Source organism: Pseudomonas sp. IT-P44, assembly GCF_949768225.1.
GTDB lineage: Bacteria > Pseudomonadota > Gammaproteobacteria > Pseudomonadales > Pseudomonadaceae > Aquipseudomonas > Aquipseudomonas migulae.
Window position 1 is genome coordinate 116,258 of the sequence record NZ_CATKQM010000010.1, and the last position, 19,885, is coordinate 136,142.

General features: G+C 60.3%; 19 protein-coding genes. 3 read left to right on the forward strand and 16 right to left on the reverse strand.

Going from position 1 to position 19,885, the window contains the following annotated elements; genetic code table 11:
- Window positions 1–60: 60 nt before the first annotated feature.
- The 3 genes from ACM6IO_RS05770 to ACM6IO_RS05780 are packed head-to-tail and all read right to left on the reverse strand — an operon-like array spanning window position 61 to window position 5,278.
- The gene (locus ACM6IO_RS05770) at window positions 61–3,114 is read right to left on the reverse strand and encodes an efflux RND transporter permease subunit (RefSeq protein ID WP_192226706.1); all 3,054 of its coding nucleotides are present in this window, start codon (window positions 3,112–3,114) and stop codon (window positions 61–63) included.
- On the reverse strand, window positions 3,111–4,178 hold the full coding sequence (locus ACM6IO_RS05775) for an efflux RND transporter periplasmic adaptor subunit (RefSeq protein ID WP_008032507.1): 1,068 nt from the start codon (window positions 4,176–4,178) through the stop codon (window positions 3,111–3,113). Before ACM6IO_RS05775 ends, ACM6IO_RS05770 begins: the two co-directional genes overlap by 4 nt.
- Window positions 4,175–5,278, reverse strand: a complete 1,104-nt coding sequence (locus ACM6IO_RS05780; protein ID WP_207285573.1) for an efflux RND transporter periplasmic adaptor subunit — start codon at window positions 5,276–5,278, stop codon at window positions 4,175–4,177. The genes ACM6IO_RS05775 and ACM6IO_RS05780 overlap by 4 nt, the downstream gene beginning before the upstream one ends.
- 112 nt (window positions 5,279–5,390) lie before the next feature.
- Here ACM6IO_RS05780 and ACM6IO_RS05785 point away from each other — a divergent pair, with 112 nt between their 5' ends.
- The gene (locus ACM6IO_RS05785) at window positions 5,391–6,587 is read left to right on the forward strand and encodes an AAA family ATPase (protein WP_008040215.1); all 1,197 of its coding nucleotides are present in this window, start codon (window positions 5,391–5,393) and stop codon (window positions 6,585–6,587) included.
- 134 nt (window positions 6,588–6,721) lie between these two features.
- Here the strand turns inward: ACM6IO_RS05785 and ACM6IO_RS05790 are convergent, their stop codons facing one another.
- The 11 genes from ACM6IO_RS05790 to ACM6IO_RS05840 form a co-directional block, all read right to left on the reverse strand.
- Window positions 6,722–7,603, reverse strand: a complete 882-nt coding sequence (locus ACM6IO_RS05790; RefSeq protein WP_414911121.1) for a transporter substrate-binding domain-containing protein — start codon at window positions 7,601–7,603, stop codon at window positions 6,722–6,724.
- Window positions 7,600–8,382: an amino acid ABC transporter ATP-binding protein gene (locus tag ACM6IO_RS05795; RefSeq protein WP_226298364.1), complete on the reverse strand. Its 783-nt coding sequence runs from the start codon at window positions 8,380–8,382 to the stop codon at window positions 7,600–7,602. The genes ACM6IO_RS05790 and ACM6IO_RS05795 overlap by 4 nt, the downstream gene beginning before the upstream one ends.
- Window positions 8,379–9,038 (reverse strand): amino acid ABC transporter permease, encoded by a 660-nt coding sequence (locus tag ACM6IO_RS05800; protein ID WP_223415282.1) that lies wholly within the window; start codon window positions 9,036–9,038, stop codon window positions 8,379–8,381. The genes ACM6IO_RS05795 and ACM6IO_RS05800 overlap by 4 nt, the downstream gene beginning before the upstream one ends.
- Window positions 9,019–9,684: an amino acid ABC transporter permease gene (locus ACM6IO_RS05805; protein ID WP_414911122.1), complete on the reverse strand. Its 666-nt coding sequence runs from the start codon at window positions 9,682–9,684 to the stop codon at window positions 9,019–9,021. The genes ACM6IO_RS05800 and ACM6IO_RS05805 overlap by 20 nt, the downstream gene beginning before the upstream one ends.
- A gap of 686 nt (window positions 9,685–10,370) precedes the next feature.
- Entirely contained in the window at window positions 10,371–11,153 is a 783-nt protein-coding gene (locus ACM6IO_RS05810) for a MetQ/NlpA family ABC transporter substrate-binding protein (RefSeq protein WP_008040224.1), read from the reverse strand.
- A 686-nt stretch (window positions 11,154–11,839) separates the two neighbouring features.
- Window positions 11,840–12,769: a sigma 54-interacting transcriptional regulator gene (locus ACM6IO_RS05815; RefSeq protein WP_192226693.1), complete on the reverse strand. Its 930-nt coding sequence runs from the start codon at window positions 12,767–12,769 to the stop codon at window positions 11,840–11,842.
- A 59-nt stretch (window positions 12,770–12,828) separates the two neighbouring features.
- On the reverse strand, window positions 12,829–13,410 hold the full coding sequence (locus tag ACM6IO_RS05820) for an alpha/beta hydrolase (protein ID WP_008034402.1): 582 nt from the start codon (window positions 13,408–13,410) through the stop codon (window positions 12,829–12,831).
- A gap of 284 nt (window positions 13,411–13,694) precedes the next feature.
- Window positions 13,695–14,096 (reverse strand): ExbD/TolR family protein, encoded by a 402-nt coding sequence (locus tag ACM6IO_RS05825; protein ID WP_003220570.1) that lies wholly within the window; start codon window positions 14,094–14,096, stop codon window positions 13,695–13,697.
- 1 nt (window position 14,097) lies between these two features.
- Window positions 14,098–14,823 (reverse strand): MotA/TolQ/ExbB proton channel family protein, encoded by a 726-nt coding sequence (locus ACM6IO_RS05830; RefSeq protein ID WP_414911123.1) that lies wholly within the window; start codon window positions 14,821–14,823, stop codon window positions 14,098–14,100.
- Window positions 14,824–14,867: 44 nt separating this feature from the next.
- Complete coding sequence (locus ACM6IO_RS05835; protein ID WP_414911124.1) at window positions 14,868–15,677, reverse strand: energy transducer TonB; 810 nt, start codon at window positions 15,675–15,677, stop codon at window positions 14,868–14,870.
- Between the two features lie 120 nt (window positions 15,678–15,797).
- Window positions 15,798–15,923: a hypothetical protein gene (locus tag ACM6IO_RS05840; protein WP_414911125.1), complete on the reverse strand. Its 126-nt coding sequence runs from the start codon at window positions 15,921–15,923 to the stop codon at window positions 15,798–15,800.
- A gap of 199 nt (window positions 15,924–16,122) precedes the next feature.
- Here ACM6IO_RS05840 and ACM6IO_RS05845 point away from each other — a divergent pair, with 199 nt between their 5' ends.
- A complete protein-coding gene (locus ACM6IO_RS05845; protein ID WP_192226689.1) occupies window positions 16,123–17,043 on the forward strand; it encodes a LysR family transcriptional regulator in 921 nt (306 codons plus the stop codon).
- A gap of 66 nt (window positions 17,044–17,109) precedes the next feature.
- Here ACM6IO_RS05845 and ACM6IO_RS05850 read toward each other — a convergent pair whose 3' ends face one another.
- Window positions 17,110–18,183, reverse strand: coding sequence for a fatty acid desaturase (locus ACM6IO_RS05850; RefSeq protein ID WP_207285567.1), 1,074 nt, complete (start codon window positions 18,181–18,183; stop codon window positions 17,110–17,112).
- A 100-nt stretch (window positions 18,184–18,283) separates the two neighbouring features.
- Here ACM6IO_RS05850 and ACM6IO_RS05855 point away from each other — a divergent pair, with 100 nt between their 5' ends.
- Window positions 18,284–19,288: an AraC family transcriptional regulator gene (locus ACM6IO_RS05855; RefSeq protein ID WP_008034389.1), complete on the forward strand. Its 1,005-nt coding sequence runs from the start codon at window positions 18,284–18,286 to the stop codon at window positions 19,286–19,288.
- A 123-nt stretch (window positions 19,289–19,411) separates the two neighbouring features.
- Here the strand turns inward: ACM6IO_RS05855 and ACM6IO_RS05860 are convergent, their stop codons facing one another.
- Window positions 19,412–19,771 (reverse strand): response regulator, encoded by a 360-nt coding sequence (locus ACM6IO_RS05860; RefSeq protein WP_192226685.1) that lies wholly within the window; start codon window positions 19,769–19,771, stop codon window positions 19,412–19,414.
- Window positions 19,772–19,885: the final 114 nt, after the last annotated feature.

Genomic DNA, 19,885 nt, shown 5'->3' on the forward strand with positions numbered 1-19,885 from the left:
AGACCGCATTTCCCTGTGGGAGCGGGCTTGCTCGCGAATAGAGCGCGAAGCGCTCTGCTTTTACTGGACCTCTTTTTTCGGCTCGCGAATCTTGTACCAGGCCACATACAGCGCCGGCAAAAACAGCAGCGTCAGCAACGTCGCGATGATGATGCCGCCGATCATCGCGTAGGCCATCGGCCCCCAGAACACTTCCCGGGCAATCGGGATCATCCCCAGGCTCGCCGCCGCAGCCGTCAGCAGAATCGGCCGGCGACGGTGTTCCGTGGCTTGCGCCACCGCATCCCACGGTGACAGCCCCTCTTTCTCCAGGGCATCGATCTGGGTCACCAGAATCACCGAGTTGCGGATGATGATCCCGATCAACGCCAGAATCCCCAGGATCGCCACGAAGCCCATCGGCGTGCCGGTGGGAATCAGCGCCAGCACCACGCCGATCAGGCCGAGCGGCGCGACGCTCGCCACCAGGAACAGCTTCTGCACGCTGTGCAATTGAATCATCAGGAACGTTGCCATCAGGAACAGCATCAACGGCACCACCTTGGCAATCGGCCCTTGTGCCTTGCCGCTTTCCTCAACCGTACCGCCCGTGGCGACCTTGTAGCCTACCGGCAAAGCGGCGGCGAATTTGTCGATCTCAGGCTTCAGTTGCTTGACCAGATCGGTCGGCTGAATCTCGTCGCGCACCGCAGCCTTGATGGTGATGGTCGGCTTGCGGTCGCGGCGCCACACCAGCGGCTGCTCCAGTTCATAACGCACGGTGGCGAAAGCCAGCAGCGGGATCGAAGTACCGCTGGGCGTGACGATCTGCAGGTTCTGCAACGTTTCCGGCGTTCCGCGCTCCGCGTCCACCGCGCGGCCCACGACGTTGATCAGGTAGATATCGTCATCAACCTGCGTCACCGGCGCACCGACGACGATGCTGTTCATCAGGTTGGCCACGTCTTCCGACGACAACCCCAGTTGCCGCACCTTGTCCTGGGCGATGTCGATGCGCAGGACTTTGCCCGGCTCGTTCCAGTCGTAAATGATCTCGCCGATGTGCGAGTTCTTGTCCAGCTCGGTGGCCAGGGCGATGGCATGTTTACGCACCTGGTCGATGTCCTTGCCGCTGACCCGGTACTGGATCGGCCGCCCGACAGGCGGGCCCATTTCCAGCGCCTGGACGTAACTGCCAATGCCGACGAAATCCTTGCGCAAGCGTTCGCGCAAACGCTGACTCAGGGCTTCTCGCGATTCCAGGCCTTTGCTGACGATGACCAATTGCGCGTAGTACGGGTTTTGCAATTGCTGGTCGAGCGGCAGGTAGAAACGGATCGCGCCTTCGCCGATGTAAGTGCTCCAGCGCACGATGTCCGGGTCGTCCTTGAGCGTCGCTTCGAGCTTGTCCACGGCTTTGCGGGTTTCGGCAATCGAAGCGTTTTGCGGCAGGTTCAGGTCGACGAGAATTTCCGGCCGGTCGGAGGACGGGAAGAACTGGTTCTGCACGAACTGCATGGAAAACACCGACGCCACGAACAAGGCAATGGTGATGCCGATGGCCCACCAGCGATTGCGCATGGACCAGAGCATGCCGTAATTGAAGGCGCGACCGATGCGACCAGGTTCTTCATCGTGAGGTTTCACGTTGGCGCTGAGGATGTGTACGCCGATCACCGGCGCGAACAACACCGCGACAACCCACGACACCAGCATCGCCACGGCAATCACCGCAAACAGCGTGAAGGTGTACTCGCCCGCCGAACTGGCGTTCAGGCCGATCGGTACAAAACCGGCCACCGTCACCAGCGTACCGGTGAGCATCGGGAACGCGGTCGAGGTGTAGGCGAACGTGGCCGCCTGCTCCTTGGTTTCGCCCATCTCCAGTCGGGTGACCATCATCTCGACCGTGATCATCGCGTCGTCCACCAGCAGGCCGAGGGCGATGATCAGCGCGCCGAGGGAAATCCGCTGCATGGTGATGCCGCTGTATTCCATGAAGACGAAGACCATCGCCAGTACCAGCGGAATCGAGCACGCCACCACTAACCCGGCGCGCACGCCGAGGCTGACGAAGCTGACCACCAGCACGATCACCACCGCTTCGAACAGCGCGCTGGTGAAGCCGCCAACGGCTTTTTCCACCACGGCGGCCTGGTCGGAAACGTTGTACACACCGACGCCCACCGGCAAATCGGCGGTCAGGTCGATCATGCGCTGGTGCAGCGCCTTGCCGAAATCCTGAATGTTGCCGCCCTTCTTCATGGCAATGGCCAGGCCGATGGCCGGATGGCCGTTGTAGCGAAACTCCGGGGTCGCCGGGTCGACATAACCCCGACTGATGTCGGCAATGTCGGCCAGGCGATAGAAGCGATCGTTGAGCCGCAGGTTGACGTTTTCCAGGTCTTTCTCGGAAGCGAACTGCCCGGTGGTGCGAATGGAAATCCGCTCTGGACCGGCTTCAATGACCCCGGCCGGCGTCACGGCGTTTTGCGATTGCAGGCTATCCACGACCTGACGCTGATCAATGCCCAGCGCCGCCAGTTTGCGGGTGGAGAAGTTCAGGTAGAGCACTTCATCCTGCTCGCCGACCATCTCGACCTTGCCCAGCCCCGGCACCTCACGGATCTCGGCGCGGACCTGCTCGACGTAATCGCGTAACTGGCGCATCGACAAGCCGTCAGCGGTAAAGGCGTACACCGAACCGAACACATCACCGAATTCGTCGTTGAACCCAGGCCCTTGCAGGCCCTTGGGGAACTGGCCGCGAATGTCGTTGATCTTCTTGCGCACCTGGTACCAGATTTCCGGGATGTCCTTGGCGCTGGTGGTGTCGCGCAGGTTCACGAAGACCGTGGACTCACCGGGTCGTGTATAGCTTTTCACATAGTCGAGGGAGTCGAGTTCTTCGAGCTTTTTCTCGATGCGGTCGGTGACCTGCTTGAGGGTTTCTTCCTGGGTCGCACCCGGCCAGCTGGACTGGATGACCATGGTCTTGATGGTGAACGAGGGGTCTTCCTCACGGCCGAGGTTCATGTACGAGAACACGCCCATCAGCAGCGCGATGAACATCAAATACCAGACAAACGACTGATGCTTGAGGGCCCATTCGGATAAGTTGAAACTCCCTTTCATTGTGGGCTGTCCTCATCGATTTTCACTTTCTGCCCAGGCTTCAGGCTGTTCACACCGGCACTCACGACACGCTCGCCGGACTTCACGCCGCTGGCCAGGACCATGGTGGAATCGGTGCGGCTGATCAGGCTGATGTCACGCGGGGAAACGGTTTGGGTCTGAGGGTCGATGACCCAGATCCGCGATTTGCCATCGACCTCTTGCAGCGCGGTCAGGGGCAACTCGATTCGTGGCTTGATCGCAGAGCTGAGGGTGACGCTGATTGCCGTGCCCAGGCGAAACCCCGGTGGTGTGTCGGTCAGGGTCAGGCGGGCGCGCCGGGTGCGGGTGGCGCTCTGGGCCTGGGGTTCGATTTCGCGGACGATGGCGGTGGTGGTGATGTTCGGTTCCAGTTGCACGGCGACCTGAAACACCACATCCGCGGGCAACTGATCCACCAGCGTGTCGGGCAGGTCGATTACCGCTTCCTTGATGTCCGGCTGCGCCAGGGTCACCACTTGCTGGCCGGCGGTCACCACTTGCCCGGCTTCGGCGTTCCACGCGGTGACGATGGCTTTGTGGTCGGTGCGCAACTCGACATAATCGAGTTGGTCCTTGGCCTGATCGACCGCCGCCTTCGCTTGATCGAGGGAAGCCTGAGTGGTTTTCAGATCGGTCTGGGCGATGTCCAGTTGCGCCTGCGCACCGACCCCGCGATCGAACAGCTCCTGCTGACGCCGGGCGTTGGCCTGGGCGTTGATCAGTTGTGCCTGAACCTTCGCCAGATCGCCCTGAGCCGAGCGCAACTGGTTTTGCTGATCGGTGGGATCGAGGGTCGCGAGCAAGGCGCCCTTCTCGACCTCGGCGCCGACATCGACGTTGCGACTGGCAATGCGCCCCGGCACGCGGAAGCCGACATTGGTTTCGTATCGGGCCTGAATGCTGCCGGCGAAGCGGCCGAGACTCTCCTCGCCCAGCGCCTGGACCTTGATCGACAGCACCGGACGCACCGGCTCTGGCGGCGGTTCTTCTTTCGAGCAGGCCACCAGCAGCATTCCGGCGAACACCAGCAACACGCGCTTCATGGCTGGGCTCCCGCAGCTAAATCCTTGTAGGTGTTTTCGGCGATTTCCACTTTGACGCCGGGGTGCAGCAACTGACCGCCGGCAATGACGACTTTTTCGCCGCCCTTCAGGCCATCGCTGATGATGACTTTGCCGGTCAGGTAACGACCCACCGTCACCGTATGCAATTGCGCCTTGCCCTCGTCATCCACCAGCCACACGGCCGGTTCGCTGAGGTTTTTGGTCAGCGCCGACCATGGCAGTTCGATTGCGGCTTTGCTCGGCGTCTTCGCCGTGCCGCTGATCACCGAGCCAAGTTGCATGCCTTCCGGCAAACCGTTAAGGGTGACCTTGACCTGCACCGTACCGGTCTGCGCGGAAACGGCCGGGGTGACTTCCCGAACCGTGCCCGTGGTCTTGATGGCCGGGTTATCGAGCAAGCTCACCACAATCGTTTTGCCCTCAGGGTCCTCTGTCAGCAGCGACTCGTAGACGTTGAACACCGCGTCGCGCTCACCGTCGCGCGCCAGGCTGAAAATCGGCATCGTGGCCTGCACCACCTGGCCGACTTCGGCCTGCCGGGCAGTGATCACTCCCGGCGCGTCGGCGATCAGCGCGGTGTAACTCAGTTGCTCGCGGGCGTTGGCCAGTTGCGCCTGGGCAGCCGTCAGCGCGCTCTGGCTGCTGCGCAATGCGGCCTGGGCAGAGTCGAACTCGCTTTGACTGGTGTAGCCCTTGGGCAGGAGTTTTTGTTGGCGGACGAAGGCGGCGGCGGCCTGTTTGACCCGCGCCTGCTCGGCGACGACCTGTGCCTGGGCCGAGTCGACATTGGTTTGCAGGTCTTTCGGGTCGAGCCTGGCGAGCACTTGCTTGGCCGACACCCGGTCACCGACATCGACCGAGCGCTGGATGATCTTGCCACCGACACGGAACGACAGCTCTGTCTGGACGCGCGCCTGAACATCACCGGTGAGGGTCACGGACGCGGCGTAATTCGCGGCGTTGACGACTTGCACGAACACCCGCGGACGATCCTTTTCGACCTGGGGTTTTTCCCCGCAGGCCCCCAGCAGGACAAGAAGACTCAGGCCAACCACTCTTTTCAATCCGGGACCAGCCATGCAGACTCCTTTGCGTCGTACGAACGTGCCAATGGCGATACGACTGTGAGCTTAGAACAGGGTTCAACAGGTGCACAGGTTTGCTGCACTCATAGCAGTAAGGAAGCTTCCCATGCTCAAAACCCTCGCGGTGGCCAATTACCGCTCGATCAATAAACTGGTGATTCCACTGGGTCGTCTGAACCTGATCACCGGGCCGAACGGCAGTGGCAAATCCAACCTCTACCGCGCGTTGCGCCTGCTGGCGGAAACCGCTCAGGGCGGTGTGGTCAATGCGTTGGCCCGCGAAGGCGGCCTGGATTCGACCTTCTGGGCGGGACCTGAAACCATCACCCGGCGCATGCGCAACGGCGAAGTGCCGATCGAGGCGACCGTTCGCCACGGCGTCAAACGCTTGCGCCTGGGGTTTGCCGGGGACGACTTCGGCTACTCGATCAGCCTGGGGCTGCCCGATTCCAACGGTCATTTCATGTTGCCCGGGCACAGCACCCCCATTGCGTCACGGTTCAGCCTCGATCCGCAAATCAAGCGTGAATGCCTGTGGGCCGGGGCGCATTATCGTCCGGCGAGCCTGCTGGTGGATCGCGACGGCCCGATGATCCGCACCCGAGCCAACCGCAGCTGGGACGTGCTGGCTCAGCACACGCCAACTTTCGACAGCCTGTTCGATCAGGTTGGCAGCTTGCGGACCTCGCCGGAGGTGCTGGAGATGCGTGAGTTCATCCGCCGCTGGCGCTTCTACGATCACTTTCGCAGCGACGCCGACGCGCCGGTGCGTCAGCCACAGCTGGGCACCCGCACCCCGGTGCTGCACCACGACGGCAGAGACCTGGCGGCAGCGTTGCAGACCATTATCGAGATTGGCGACCCCGAGGCTTTGCGCAACGCCATCAGCGATGCGTTTCCCGGTGCGCGTCTGCATATCGAGCCGCTGGCCGGTGGCCGGTTCGCCATCGAGTTTTATCAGGAAGGGTTATTGCGGCCGTTGTCGGCGGCGGAGTTGTCCGACGGGACGTTGCGCTATTTGCTGTTGGTGGCGGCACTGCTGACGCCGCGCCCACCGACGCTGATGGTGCTGAACGAGCCGGAAACCAGCCTGCACCCGGACCTGTTGCCGGCGTTGGCGCGCTTGATTATCCGCGCGTCGGAGCAGTGTCAGGTGTGGGTGGTGTCCCATGCCCGGCGGTTGATTTCGGCGCTACAGGAAGATCCCGAGTGCAACTGCATCGTGCTGGAGAAAAATCTGGGCCAGACCGGGATTGTCGGGCAGCGGATGCTGGATGAGCCGGCGTGGCATTGGCCGGATTAGTCAGCGCCTGATAAACCGCTTTCGCGAGCAAGCCCGCTCCCACATTGGACCGCGTCCGTCGGGACAACTCGATCAACTGTGGGAGCGGGCTTGCTCGCGAAGAGGGCCGAAAGGTCGCTGCAAAAACTACAGAATCAGCCCTGCCACTTCCCACCCTCGACAATCACGCTCTCAGGCTTGGTGTCATCGCTCAACTCCTTGCGCACATACTGGTCGTACAGCTTGAGCAGATACTTCTCTTCACCCAGCTTCGCCAACTCGGCGTTCACCCAGTCACGCAACTCGATGTTGCCCTTCTTCACCGCCGGCGCAATCGGCGCTTCTGCACCGAGTTTCTGATCCAGCACGCGGTAGCCAGGGTTCTGCTTGGCCCAGCTGAACAGCACCAGATGGTCCTGCGCATACGCATCGCCACGACCGTTGGCCAGGGCTTGCAGGGACTCGGAGTTTTTCTCGAACTTCAGCAGTTTCCAGTCCGGGTGATTCTTGGTCAGCCAGATATCCGCCGTGGTGCCGGTGGTGACGATGGTGGTGCGGGTCGCCAGGTCATCGAGGTGTTTCACTTCGCTGGCCTGTGGCACCAATGCCTGTACTGCAACTTTCAGGTTCGGGTTGGTGAAGTCCACCGCTTCCTTGCGCTCCGGGGTCACGGTCATGTTGGCCAGGATCAGGTCGACCTTGTCACTTTGCAGGAACGGAATCCGACTCGCCGGTTCCACCGCGACGAATTCGACCTTGTTTTCATCGCCGAGCAGATCCTTGGCAAATTGACGGCCGATGTCAGTATCGAACCCAACGTAACGCCCCGCTTCATTGACGAAACCAAACGGCGGCTTGTCAGTGAAAACGCCGACGATCAACTTGTCCCGCGCCTTGATTTTGTCCAGGTAGCTGGCCGGCGCGGTGCTTTCGCTGGCGACTTTCGGCTTGGCGGGTTCTTCGGTTTTGTTGCAGCCGGCCAGCAACGCGAGGCCGAGCAGCGGGAGTAGCAGTAAAGAAGACTTGGCAGTTTTCATGGCAGTTCCAGTTCCTTTGTTTGAGTCGTTTTGGGTAGTGCGGCGACGTAGGAGAACTTCTCCAGGAACTGCTGCGCTCGTGCGGTTTGCGGGTTCGTAAAGAAAATCTCGGGAGGGTTTTGCTCAAGGATTCGCCCGGCATCCATGAACACGATGCGGTCAGCCACGGCGCGGGCGAACGCCATTTCGTGGGTGACGATCAACAGCGTCATGCCTTCGCGGGCCAGGCCCTGAATGACTTCCAGCACTTCCTTGACCATTTCCGGGTCGAGGGCGGCGGTGACTTCATCGAACAACATGACCTTGGGGTTCATGCACAACGAACGGACGATGGCGATGCGTTGCTGCTGGCCGCCGGAGAGCTGGCGAGGAAAGGCGTCGCGCTTGTCCGAGAGACCCACGCGCGCCAGCAAGGCTTCGGCCTGATCCCGGGCTTCGCGACGCTCGCGGTTTTGCACCTTGACCGGGCCGAGCAGCAGGTTGTCGAGCACGCTCATGTGCGGGAACAGGTGATAGCTCTGGAACACCATGCCGATCTGCTGGCGCACTTCGCGCCAGTCGGTGCCTTTGTCCAGCAGCTCGCGGCCGGCAAATGTCAGGCTGCCGCTGTGCGCGACTTCGAGCCCGTTGAGGCAACGCAACAGGGTACTTTTACCGCAGCCGCTGGGGCCGAGGATGACGATCACTTCGCCGGATTTCACCTGCAGGTCGATGCCGTCGAGCACTTGTTGCTCGCCGAAAAACTTGTTGAAACCCTTGAACTCGATCAATGCGCTCATGCTTGCGTCCAGCGCCGCTCCAGCACGCGCGAGGCGGCCGAGAGCGGGTAGCAGATGAAAAAGAAAAACAGGAACAGCGCGCCGTAGATCAGCACCGATTCGTAGGTGCGTTCGATGATCTGCTGGCCGACCTTGATCACGTCTACCACGCCAATCAGCACCGCCAGGGAGCTGGTCTTGATGATCCGCGTGTAGACATTGATGGTCGGCGGGGTCATGCGTTTCAGCGCCTGGGGCAGCAGCACGTAGCCGTAGAGTTGCGGGCCGTTCAAGCCGATCGACAGGCCCGCTTCACGCTGGCCGCGTGGCAACGAATGCAAGGCGCCGCGCACCACTTCGCCGACTTCGCTGGCGCCCCACAGCGACAGCACCAGCACCGCGCACCAGAAGCTCGGAATGCTCAGGCCGAAGAAAATCGGCAGACCGAAGAACAGCAGATACAACCAGACCAGCACCGGGATCGCCCGGAACAGCTCCAGATACACGCGCAAAATCGCGTTCAGCCATTTCGAATTCAGCGTACGCAAAACGCCGTAAAGCACACCGCCGACGGTGCTGATGGCGATGCTCAGGAAAGAGATCGACAGGGTTTGCGCAGCGCCCTTGCCCAATTGCGGCAACGACACCCACAACAATTCAAGACCCGAACTGGCCATGCTGGAGCCTCCTTTCCAGACGGCTGAGCAGCAGCGACAGCGGCAAAAACAGCAGCACGCAAATCAGCGTCAGCACGGCGAGCATTTCGTAGGTTTTGTAGTAGAGCGCGATGTAACTTTTGGTGGTGTAGAGAATTTCCGGGACCGCCACGGCCGAGACCACGGTGGTCTCTTTGAGCAGGAAAATGAAATTGGCGAACAGCGACGGCAGGCTGAGGATGCCGGCCTGCGGCAGGATCACGTAGCGCAGCAGTTGCCCGTGGGACAAGCCGATGGAGCGACCGGACTCGAGCTGCGCCTGGGGCACCGCGTCCACCCCGGCGCGCAGGACTTCCGTGAGGTAAGCGCCGCCCAGGAACGTCATGGTGATAGTCGCCGCCGTGAAGCCTGACACCTTGATGCCCAGCGCCGGCAAGGCGAAATACACGAAGAACAGTTGAATGAGCAGCGGCGTGTTGCGCGCCAGTTCTACGTACAACCCGACCAGGCGTTGCAGGTAAGGCGTGCGGAACACCAGGATCGTTGCGTTGATCAAGGCCACCAGCAGCGAGGTGCCAATGGCGATGAAGCCGACCTGCAGCGTCACGCCCACGGCCTTGAGAAACGCCGGCAGGGTGCTGAGGATAAAAGCGTAATCGAAGTTCATTGAACATCCTGGACGTCGCTCGGTAAGCGACGGTGGCGCAGTCCATGGGCGGTGGATAACCTCCCGGCAGGCACCGACTTTAAAGGTATAAGAATCGGAATTTAAATACCGTTAAAGCATATTGATATCACGCAAAAAACTATCCGGTGAATTTGCCGAGAAGGGGGAAGACGACTATTTTCCTTTTCGCTGTAGGAAGGATCTTTTTTTCGAAATAGCCCTCCAAGGACGCACAGCTTTTGGCCAGACTCCCGGCCGAACCATCACAAGGAAGAGAACATGGCTGACGTAAAAGTACCGCAACGGCTTGATCCGCAAGACATCGTGAAGCTGCTGGTGGCGTTGCGCAGGGCGTTGAAGGCCAGGGCGGCCTAAGCCTCCGGAGCACGCCTACCCCCTGTAGGAGCGAGCCTGCTCGCGAAGGCGTCCTTCCAGAAAATCCGTGTCGTCTGGTTCGCGAGCAAGCTTCGCTCCTACAAGAGTGCGGTGTGTCCGTGATCTGTAGGAGCGAGGCTTGCCCGCGAAGGCGTCCGTCCTGATACACCGCGTTGTCTGAATCGCCAGCAAGCCGGCTCCTACAAGAGGCTCGTTCCTACATTTGGAATGTGCACGCGCAATAAAAAACGCCGACGCTATTGCTAGCCGTCGGCGTTCGAAACCTTGAAGGGGTTTGATGCTGCGTCCAATCAGAACGCCGGCAGTACGGCGCCGCTGTATTTCTTGGCGATGAAGGCTTTCACTTCCGGACTGGTCAACGCCTTGGCCAGTTTCTGGATGGCTACGCTGTCCTTGTTGTCTGGACGAGCCACCAGGAAGTTCACGTAAGGCGAATCAGCACCTTCGATCACCAGCGCATCTTTAGCCGGGTTCAGACCCGCTTCCAGCGCGTAGTTGGTGTTGATCAGGTCCAGGTCAACCTGGTCCAGAACGCGCGGCAACATGGCCGATTCCAGTTCCTTGAACTTGAAGTTGTGCGGGTTCTTGGCGATGTCTTTCGGAGTAGCCAAAGCGTTTTTCGGGTCTTTCAACTCGATCAGGCCAGCCTTCTGCAACAGCAGCAGAGCACGACCGCTGTTGCTGCCTTCGTTCGGCAGAGCGATGGTCGCGCCGTTTGGCAGGTCAGCCAGTTTTTTGTACTTCTTCGAGTAGCCACCGAACGGTTCAACGTGAACGCCGATCACGGTCACCAGGTTGGTGCCTTTGCCTTCGTTGAAGTTTTTCAGGTACGGCAGGGTCTGGAAGTAGTTGGCGTCCAGACGCTTCTGGTCAACTTGTACGTTTGGCTGAACGTAGTCGGTGAACACTTTGATTTCCAGGTCCACGCCTTCTTTGGCGAGGGTTGGCTTGATCAGCTCCAGAATCTCGGCGTGTGGGACCGGGGTCGCCGCAATTACCAGTTTCTCGCCGGCCTGGGCCAGGCCCGCGGTCAGGGCAGCCGCCAATGCGGTGAACAACAGAACCTTTTTCATGCAGTGTCCTTATCGAAAATCACGGTCGTCATCGACGACGGCTTGTTTAGTACGAGTGCCAGTGAAGTGCTATCGCTGGCGTGAAGCGGACAATACCGGGATTTTTTATTCCCGAACAATATCTTTTATTCACTTTCATATTCCATTTTGTTCATACAGCTCTAACTCACGTGTTGGCTGCATTTCGCCGCACCCACCTGTAGGAGCGAGGCTTGCCCGCGAAGGCGTCCTTCCAGAAAATCCGTGTCGTCTGGTTCGCGAGCAAGCTTCGCTCCTACAAGAGCTCGGTGTGTTCGCGATCTGTAGGAGCGAGGCTTGCCCCCGAAGGCCTCCTTCCAGAAAATCCGTGTCGTCTGGTTCGCGAGCAAGCTTCGCTCCTACAAGAGCTCGGTGTGTTCGCGATCTGTAGGAGCGAGGCTTGCCCCCGAAGGCCTCCTTCCAGAAAATCCGTGTCGTCTGGTTCGCGAGCAAGCTTCGCTCCTACAAGAGCTCGGTGTGTTAGCGATCTGTAGGAGCGAGGCTTGCCCGCGAAGGCGTCCTTCCAGAAAATCCGTGTCGTCTGGTTCGCGAGCAAGCTTCGCTCCTACAAGAGCTCGGTGTGTTCTCGATCTGTAGGAGCGAGGCTTGCCCGCGAAGGCGTCCTTCCAGAAAATCCGTGTCGCCTGGTTCGCGAGCAAGCTTCGCTCCTACAAGAGTGCGGTGTTTTTGAGGAGTTGTTTGAGGGCGGCTTGTTCGGTGGCAGTGCCTTTGGTGAGGATGTGCCGGAGCTGCTGCTCGATCTGCGTCAGCGGCGCTGGTGCTTCGGGCAGGTTCAAATGTTCGGGCAGGATCTCGTCGCCAGTGCTGACCAGCAATGCAAAGTGGATGACGTTTTCCAGCTCCCGGGTGTTGCCCGGCCAGCTGTGCTGTTCCAGCAACTGCTGCGCAGCTTCGCTGATCAGCGGCACCGGCAGGTCCAGGCGCTGGCTGTAGATGCCCAGAAAGTATTCGGACAACGACAGGATATCGCCCACCCGCTCACGCAACGCCGGCAGTTCCAGCTGTCCTTCGCTGAGGTAGTGATAAAGCCGCTCATGGAATTTCCCGGCGGCCACGGCTTGCGCCAGATCAATGCTGGTCGCGGCCACGAGACGCACGTCCACCGGACTCGGTTGATGCGCGCCGACGCGGGTGACTTCGTGGTTTTCCAGTGCGGCGAGCAACTTGATCTGGATCGGCAGCGGCAAGTCGCCGATTTCATCCAGGTACAACGTGCCGCCATTGGCCGAACCGAACCAGCCAGCACGACTGCTCGCCGAACCGGTGTAACTGCCTGCGGCATAACCGAACAATTCGGCGTCGGCGTAGGTCGGGCTGATAGCGCCGCAATTGACCGACACGAACAACCCACCACGATCACTGGCGCGATGGATGTGCCGCGCCAGCAGTTCTTTACCACTACCGGTTTCGCCACGGATCAACACGGAGATCGAACGCGGGGCCAGTTGCTCCAGCTCGGCGCGCAATTGACGCGAGCGCGGATCGACGAACACCAGCGCCTTGGCGCGGATGCTCAGCGGACTTTTTTCTGCGTCGGGAAAGGTCAGCAGTGGCTGACCGAAGGCTTCAAAACTCATGGCAGACTCCCGCCCAAAACCGCCGGGAGACGGGGGGCGATGTTAAAAAAAGAAAAGGTTCAAGCGCGGCGCAGGGCGTGATGTTCCATGCGGTTTTGCAGGCGATACAGATAAGCAAAACCCTGCTCCCAGCGCTGATGACCGGACTTCACGTTGATGTGTCCGGCACCCGACAGTATTCCTGCCTCGGCGCCCCAGTTACGTGCCAGTTCCAACGCACGCGGTGCGCTGACAGCGGCGTCGTTGTCGGAGCTGACCACCTGGCTCGGGAACGGCAAAAGGCTCGTCGGAATCGGTGCGAAGTTGCGCAAGGCTGGCGCGCAGGCCGGACGCTCGACGTCTGCCGGTGCAACCAGCAAGGCACCGCGCACCTGGCGCAAAAAATTCAGCGGGGCAGTGGCCGCCCAATGCGCGACCGTGATGCAACCCAGGCTATGGGCAATCAAAATCACCGGCGTGCTGTCAGCGGCAATCGCCTCGGCCAATGCCGCTACCCAGTCTTCACGACGGGGCGTCAGCCAATCGGCCTGCTCCACCCGCGCGCTGTTCGGCAAGCTGTTCTGCCAGTGGCTTTGCCAATGATCATCTGGCGATCCTTGCCAGCCCGGCACAATCAGATAGCGAATTGATTCGTTGCGCATGGGGGAACTCTCCTGCTGCGTGTCTGTTCCTGATCGAGTATAGGGAGGAGAGTTATATTCGTTAAGGAATAAGAAGCTATTTATTAAGACCCATAAAGAATATAAGAGGCACACGACCTGTAGGAGCCGGCTTGCTGGCGATAGCGGTGTGTCAGGCAACATTTTCGTTGGCTGGAAGGACGCGATCGCCAGCAAGCCGGCTCCTACAGGACCGCGTGTTTTTCTGGAATAAAAAAAGGGGCCGCACCCTGCCAAGGAGACGGCCCCGGAAAATCGAAAATCGGTCAGCGTGCGGTAATCACCGACAACTTGGTAATCCCTGCCCGCTCAATCGACGCCATGGCTCGCGCCACTTCGCCGTAATTCACCCCGTCGTCCGCCTGCAATTGCACACGCACTTCGGGATCCTTGGCCTTCGCCGACTTGAGGTTGAACTCCAGCAAGTCCGGCTGAATTTCGTCCTTGTTGATAAACAGTTTTCCGGCACCGTCGATGCTCACGACCAGCGGGTCCTTCTGCTCCACCGGCGCCACGGCCTCGGTCTTGGGCAGGTTGATCGGGATCGCGTTGGTCAGCAGCGGCGCGGTGACGATGAACACCACCAGCAGCACCAGCATCACATCCACCAGCGGTGTCACGTTGATCTCGCTTAGCACCTCATCGCTGTCTTGCGTGGAGAAAGCCATCTCAGGACGCCTCCTTCACTTTCTGCGCGCTGCCCGATGCGGCGGTTTTATGCGCCGTCGGATGAATCAGCACACGGAACGAACTCTTCTGCGCCAGGCTGTAGAAGTCATGGGCGAAGTCATCCAGGTCCGCCGCCGTCAGTTTCAGACGACGCAAAAAGTAGTTGTAAACCAGCACCGCCGGTACCGCGACGGCGATCCCCACACCGGTCGCCACCAGTGCCGCGCCAATCGGCCCGGCCACGGTTTCCAGGCTGGCGGAGCCCGCTGCGCTGATTCCTTTCAACGCCTCCATGATTCCCCACACAGTGCCGAACAAACCAATGAACGGCGATGTACTGCCAATACTTGCGACCACCGCCAAACCTGTTTCCAGCGAGCGGCGCTCACGCACGATCTGCTGACGCAAGGCGCGCTCAAGACGATCCTGATGGTTGATCGCCTGGCTCAAATCCGCCGCTTGTGGCGCCTCCCCTACCTGTATTGCCGCATAGCCGGCCTGGGCCACTCGGGCCGCCGCGCCGGGCTGGGTCTCGGCCAGCTCCGCCGCCGAATCAAGGCTCGACGCCGCCCAGAACTGCTTATGAAACTTTCGGTCCTGCACCTTGAGACGGCCGAACTGCACGCCTTTGAGCAACGCCAGGCCCCAAGTGGCAACGGAAAAAATCACCAGCAGCCAAATCACCGCGCTTTCGATGGATTCAAGTGGAGATGCCAGTAACGTCATGATGAGTTCCTCGTGTAAACGTTTCGCGCGAATTTGGTTGCGGTTTAATGAAGCTTGAAATCGATGGGCACGCTGACCCAGCCGTCCTGGGCGACTTCACCCTGCTTGGCCGGCACGAAACTCCAACGTTTCACGGCATTGATCGCCGCCTCATCGAGGGAATCGCGACCACTGCCTTTCTGGATCTGAATCTCGCCAGGCTTGCCGTTGGCCAACACATGCACCCGCAATAACACCGTGCCTTCCCAACCGCGACGCACGGCTTGCGACGGGTATTCCGGCGCCGGGTTTTTCAGGTACGCGGCATTGGCCGAGGCGGGTGTCACCGGCGCGGGCGCCGGTGGTGCAGGTGGCGCCGGGGCCGCGACAGGTGCTGCCGGTTGTGGCGGCGCAGGCGGTTGCGGGGCGACTTTTTGCACCGGTTTCGGCACAGGCTTGGCGACCGGTTTTGGCTTGGGAATCGGTTTCGGTGGCGGCTGCTTCACGGCCAGCTCGTCTTCCACCGGCGGCGGTGGCTCGACCACGGGTTGCACCGACTGCGGTGGCGGCGGCTCGACCACGGGCGGCGCCGGACGCGAGAATTCAATCGTCATCGGCGGAATTTCCGGCGGCACGATCGGCAATGCCTTGGTCGGCTGCTGATTGACCCAATAGATGACTGCGCCATGCACCAGCAGCGCCAGCACACCGAGCAGAATCGTTTCCCGGCGACTCAGAATGCCCTTGGGCGCACGCTGCAAACGCAGCTGCCCCAAGGGCACTCGGTGCACCCGGCCGAGGTCGACCAACTCGCCACCTGGCGCCTGGCGCCACAGCACCTCGTGTGCGCTGGCGGCGGTCTGGACATTGCCCATTGCTTAACTCCCTGCGGTCTCTTTGCGGATAACCGAAACGTCGTGCCAGACATCCCCCGACGACGTATCGATGGGTGAATCATTGAGGCAGACGCTTATCTCAGAAAGTAATCTTTAAAGTTATGCATAGACCAAAAGCGAATATAAAAGACCAGCCATCGGCTCCAGGCCTTGCCCGGCAAGGGCTGCGGGCAACAGGCTGAAATCACATGCTTTTAAGGCATCGAAAATATTCACCAAAGGCATGATTTCGGGACCATTTTCACGGCCACGAGGCCTTGGCACCGACAATCGGGCGGCAGGAACAACGCTCTATTGATATTCTTTTATCATCTAATAGTTATTTGATTGCTTCGTTGACGGAATAAGCGATTACCTTTAAAAAACCTCAACCACGCTCGTCGCACATGCCATCGAGGTCGTTTCAGGATGCCGGGAAAAACCTATGGACCTTCGTCAGCTGCGTTACTTCATTGCCCTCACCGAACACCGAAGTTTCGTACGGGCAGCCGACGCCATGGGCATCACTCAGCCGGCATTCAGTCGCAGTATTCAAGGGCTTGAACAGGAATTCGGCTGTGCATTGGTGGACCGTGGCAACAAGGACTTGCGCCCCACGCCGGAAGGTCAGGTGGTGCTGCAACATGCGCTGACGCTGGTACAGGGCGCCGCACTGCTCAACGCCGAAGTCACGCAAATGACCAAGCTCGACGCCGGTGAACTGCGGTTCGGCTGCGGCCCGGCACCGGCGGTAAAACTGGTGCCGGATGCGGTGGCGCAATTCATCGGTGCCCACCCGAAAATACGCACCTGTTTTCAGGTGGATAACTGGGAAAAACTCAGCCGCGCCCTGAGCCGTGAAGAGATCGAATTTTTCATCGCCGACATCCGCCATTTCGAAGCGGATCCGAACTTTCAGACCCGAGCGTTGACACCCAAACGCGGCGTGTTTTTCTGCCGTCCGGGGCATCCGTTGCTGGCCAAGGAAAGCCTGTCGACCAACGACATGTTCGATTACCCGCTGGCGACCACGCTGATCCCGCCGGGCATTCGCAAACTGCTGGCGAACCTCAGCGGCCGGATCGATTTTTCACCGACCATCGAGACCGAGCATTTTGCGGCGCTGGCCAGGATCGTGCTGCAATCGAACGCCATCGGAGTAGGCACGGAGGAAGCGTTTGTCGAGGACATCGCCGACGGTTCGCTGGTGCTGCTGCACTGGCGAAACCTGCCGCCGCACATCGAGAGCATGAGCGTGCGGTGCGGGATTGTCAGCCGCACGGGGTTCCGGTTGTCACCGGCTGCGCGGGCGATGATCGAGACGTTGGTGGCGCTGGACAAGCAGGATGTCAGCGTCGCGGTTTGAACAGAACGACCGCTTTCGCCGGCAAGCCACCCCCCTGTAGGAGCTGGCTTGCCAGCGAAGAGGCCCTCAGACACGAACCCCCTCTACAGCCTGCGCCTCAATTTCCTCTTTACGAACAAACCGGTTCGCCCGCCCGAACGTCCCGAAATCGTTAAACCGCACGCCCATCTCGCGCATCACCTTGTGCGCCACCGGCACGGTCAACTGGCGGATGTAAAACGGTTCCTTCACCACGAAGTGATGAATCCCGTGGCTGCTGCCGAAGTTGAAGCAGAACGCCTGCAACGGCCACATCCACCATGGGTTCAGTACCTGGGTTTGCTGGATCACGTTCCCCGGCTCCACATCGCCGTAGTAATGCATGTTCGAGCTGACAAAGTGCAGGCAAAACGTGCGCAGCACGTTCGGGCCGATGATCACCACTGCCGCGATATCGATCACCTGCATCACCGAGAGCGTGGTCGCCGACCATTCAATCGGTGCTCCCAGCAGATGTGCGATGCCGTTGGCGGCGTGGAAGCCGAGAAACACGTACCAGGCGCCCCAATGCACCAGCGCGAGGGGCGCATAGACCTTCAGCGCGCGTTTGATGATGCTGAACTTGTGAGTCCAGGTCTTGGCCCGCAGCATGCGGATGAACGCCGACATCACGTTGTCGCCGACCATCAACAGCCGCGCAAAACCCCAAGGCTCGCCGTTAGTGATCGCGCGCTCTTCCATGTCGGCTTCAGTGCCGGACACTTTGTGGTGATTGAGGTGCAGATGCCGGCGAATCCACGGGTTGATCGTGCTCGGGCGCGCCAGCCACACCAGGCCCATCATCAGGTTGTGCGGCACGCGTTGTTTACGGAAGTACATGCTATGAATCAGGTCGTGCTCCAGCTCGTGGGTCAGCGACGCAAAGAACGCGTTGAGCAGCAGACATGCCCACCAGGCCATGTATCCGCTGATGTACAGCGCTGCCGAACCGATCATTCCCGCCAAAGCAAAGGCCAGAATGCCCGCGCCCAAGGCGTCCTGATGGTTGAGAATCGGGTAGCGTTTACGCAGTTCGACGCCTTTGGCCAACACCACTTCGCGAATATGAGCAGATCGCTGAGCTGCATTCAGTCGCTGGGGACTTGCAGAAGTACCGTCCATGCTTCCATCCTCTGGTTATTGATGTTCGCATCCTGCCGTGTGAACCTTCACAAGGCGGTAGCCCTGGACGCCAACCTGTTGACTGGAAGCGCCAATCAGCATGACTGAACCGACCTCCCTCGCCAGCTGGACCCGCGCCCTGCGCAAGCAACTCGATGCGCTGGGCCTCGACAGCACCGCGCTGTGCCACCAGGCGGGGCTCGACCCGCAATTGATGGACGACCCGAACGCCCGTTACCCGTTGTCGGGCACTACGCGGCTGTGGGAAATCGCGGTGCAAGTCAGCGGCGATCCGGCGATCGGCTTGCGGGTGTCGCGCTTCGTCAGCCCGACCACCTTTCACGCACTCGGCTATGCGCTGGTGGCCAGCGGCAGTTTGCGCGAAGTGTTCGAGCGCATCGTGCGTTATCACCAGGTGGTCAGCGATGCCCTGGATCTTGAACTGAGCCGCACCGAGGATCGCTATCGCTTCCGCCTGAAAATCCCGCCAGGCAACCCGGCGCCAGCGTTCGAAGCCATCGACGCTTTCACCGCAATTTACGTGCGCACCTGCCGCAACCGACTGGGCCGCGACTACGCGCCGCTCGCGGTGTACCTGCGTCGCCCGGAACCGGCCGACGCGCATCAATGGCACAAAGTCTTCCGCTCACCAGTGCACTTTTCGGCCGACGAAGACCGGCTGGAGTTTGCGCTGGTGGACTTCGACAGTCACTTGGACGACGCCAACCCGGAACTGGCCGAACACAACGAAACCGTACTCAAACGCACGCTGGCGCAGCTCAAACCGCTGACCTGGGAGCGCAAGGTCCGCGACGCCATTGAAGAGCAACTGCCCGAGGGCGAGCCCAGCGCAGAACACATCGCCAAGGCCTTGCACTTGAGCTTGCGCAGCCTGCAACGGCATTTGGCAGACGAGGGTTGCAGGTTCGACACGCTGCTCAATGAAAGCCGCGAAAACCTCGCGCTGCTGCACCTGCGCGACCCGCAATGTTCGTTAAGCGAAATCAGTTATTTATTGGGGTTTGCGGATACGAGCAGTTTCAGCCGCGCGTTCAAGCGCTGGACGGGGATGACGCCGGGGCAGTTTCGGGATGGGTTGCGGTGATGTGAATTTGTGCTGCCTGTTCCGGCCTCTTCGCGGGCAAGCCTCGCTCCTACAAGTTAGGGCTTGGGCCGGGTAGGAGCGAGGCTTGCCCGCGAAGGCGTCCGTCAATTCACCACATCCCCATCAACGATTACGCCGCACCAACTTGCGCACCCGCGCCACCAACTCGCTCACGGCAAACGGTTTGAGCAGATAATCGTCCTCATGCAGCTCCAACCCGCGCAGGCGATCTTCAATGCCATCCTTGGTGGTGAGAAACAGCACTGGTGTCTCGCCGAGCTTGCGGATCTGTTGCTGCAATTGCCAGCCGTTCAACCCCGGTAGCATGACGTCAAGAATGATCAGCTCGTATTCACCGGTCTCGATGAAGCGACGGCCGTCCATGCCGTTGAGCGCCACATCCACCGAGTAACTCGCTTCGCTCAGGCCGTTGGCCAGGAGTTTGGCGGTCTCCGGCTCGTCTTCCACTAACAGCACACGCATGGCACACCTCGATTGTCGTCGTCACAGGCTAGGCGTCTTCGCGGACAAAGCCCACCTTTACTGTGACCGGCGGGTTGGGTTTGTGGTTTGGGGTACATATCCGTTTCTGCGGTG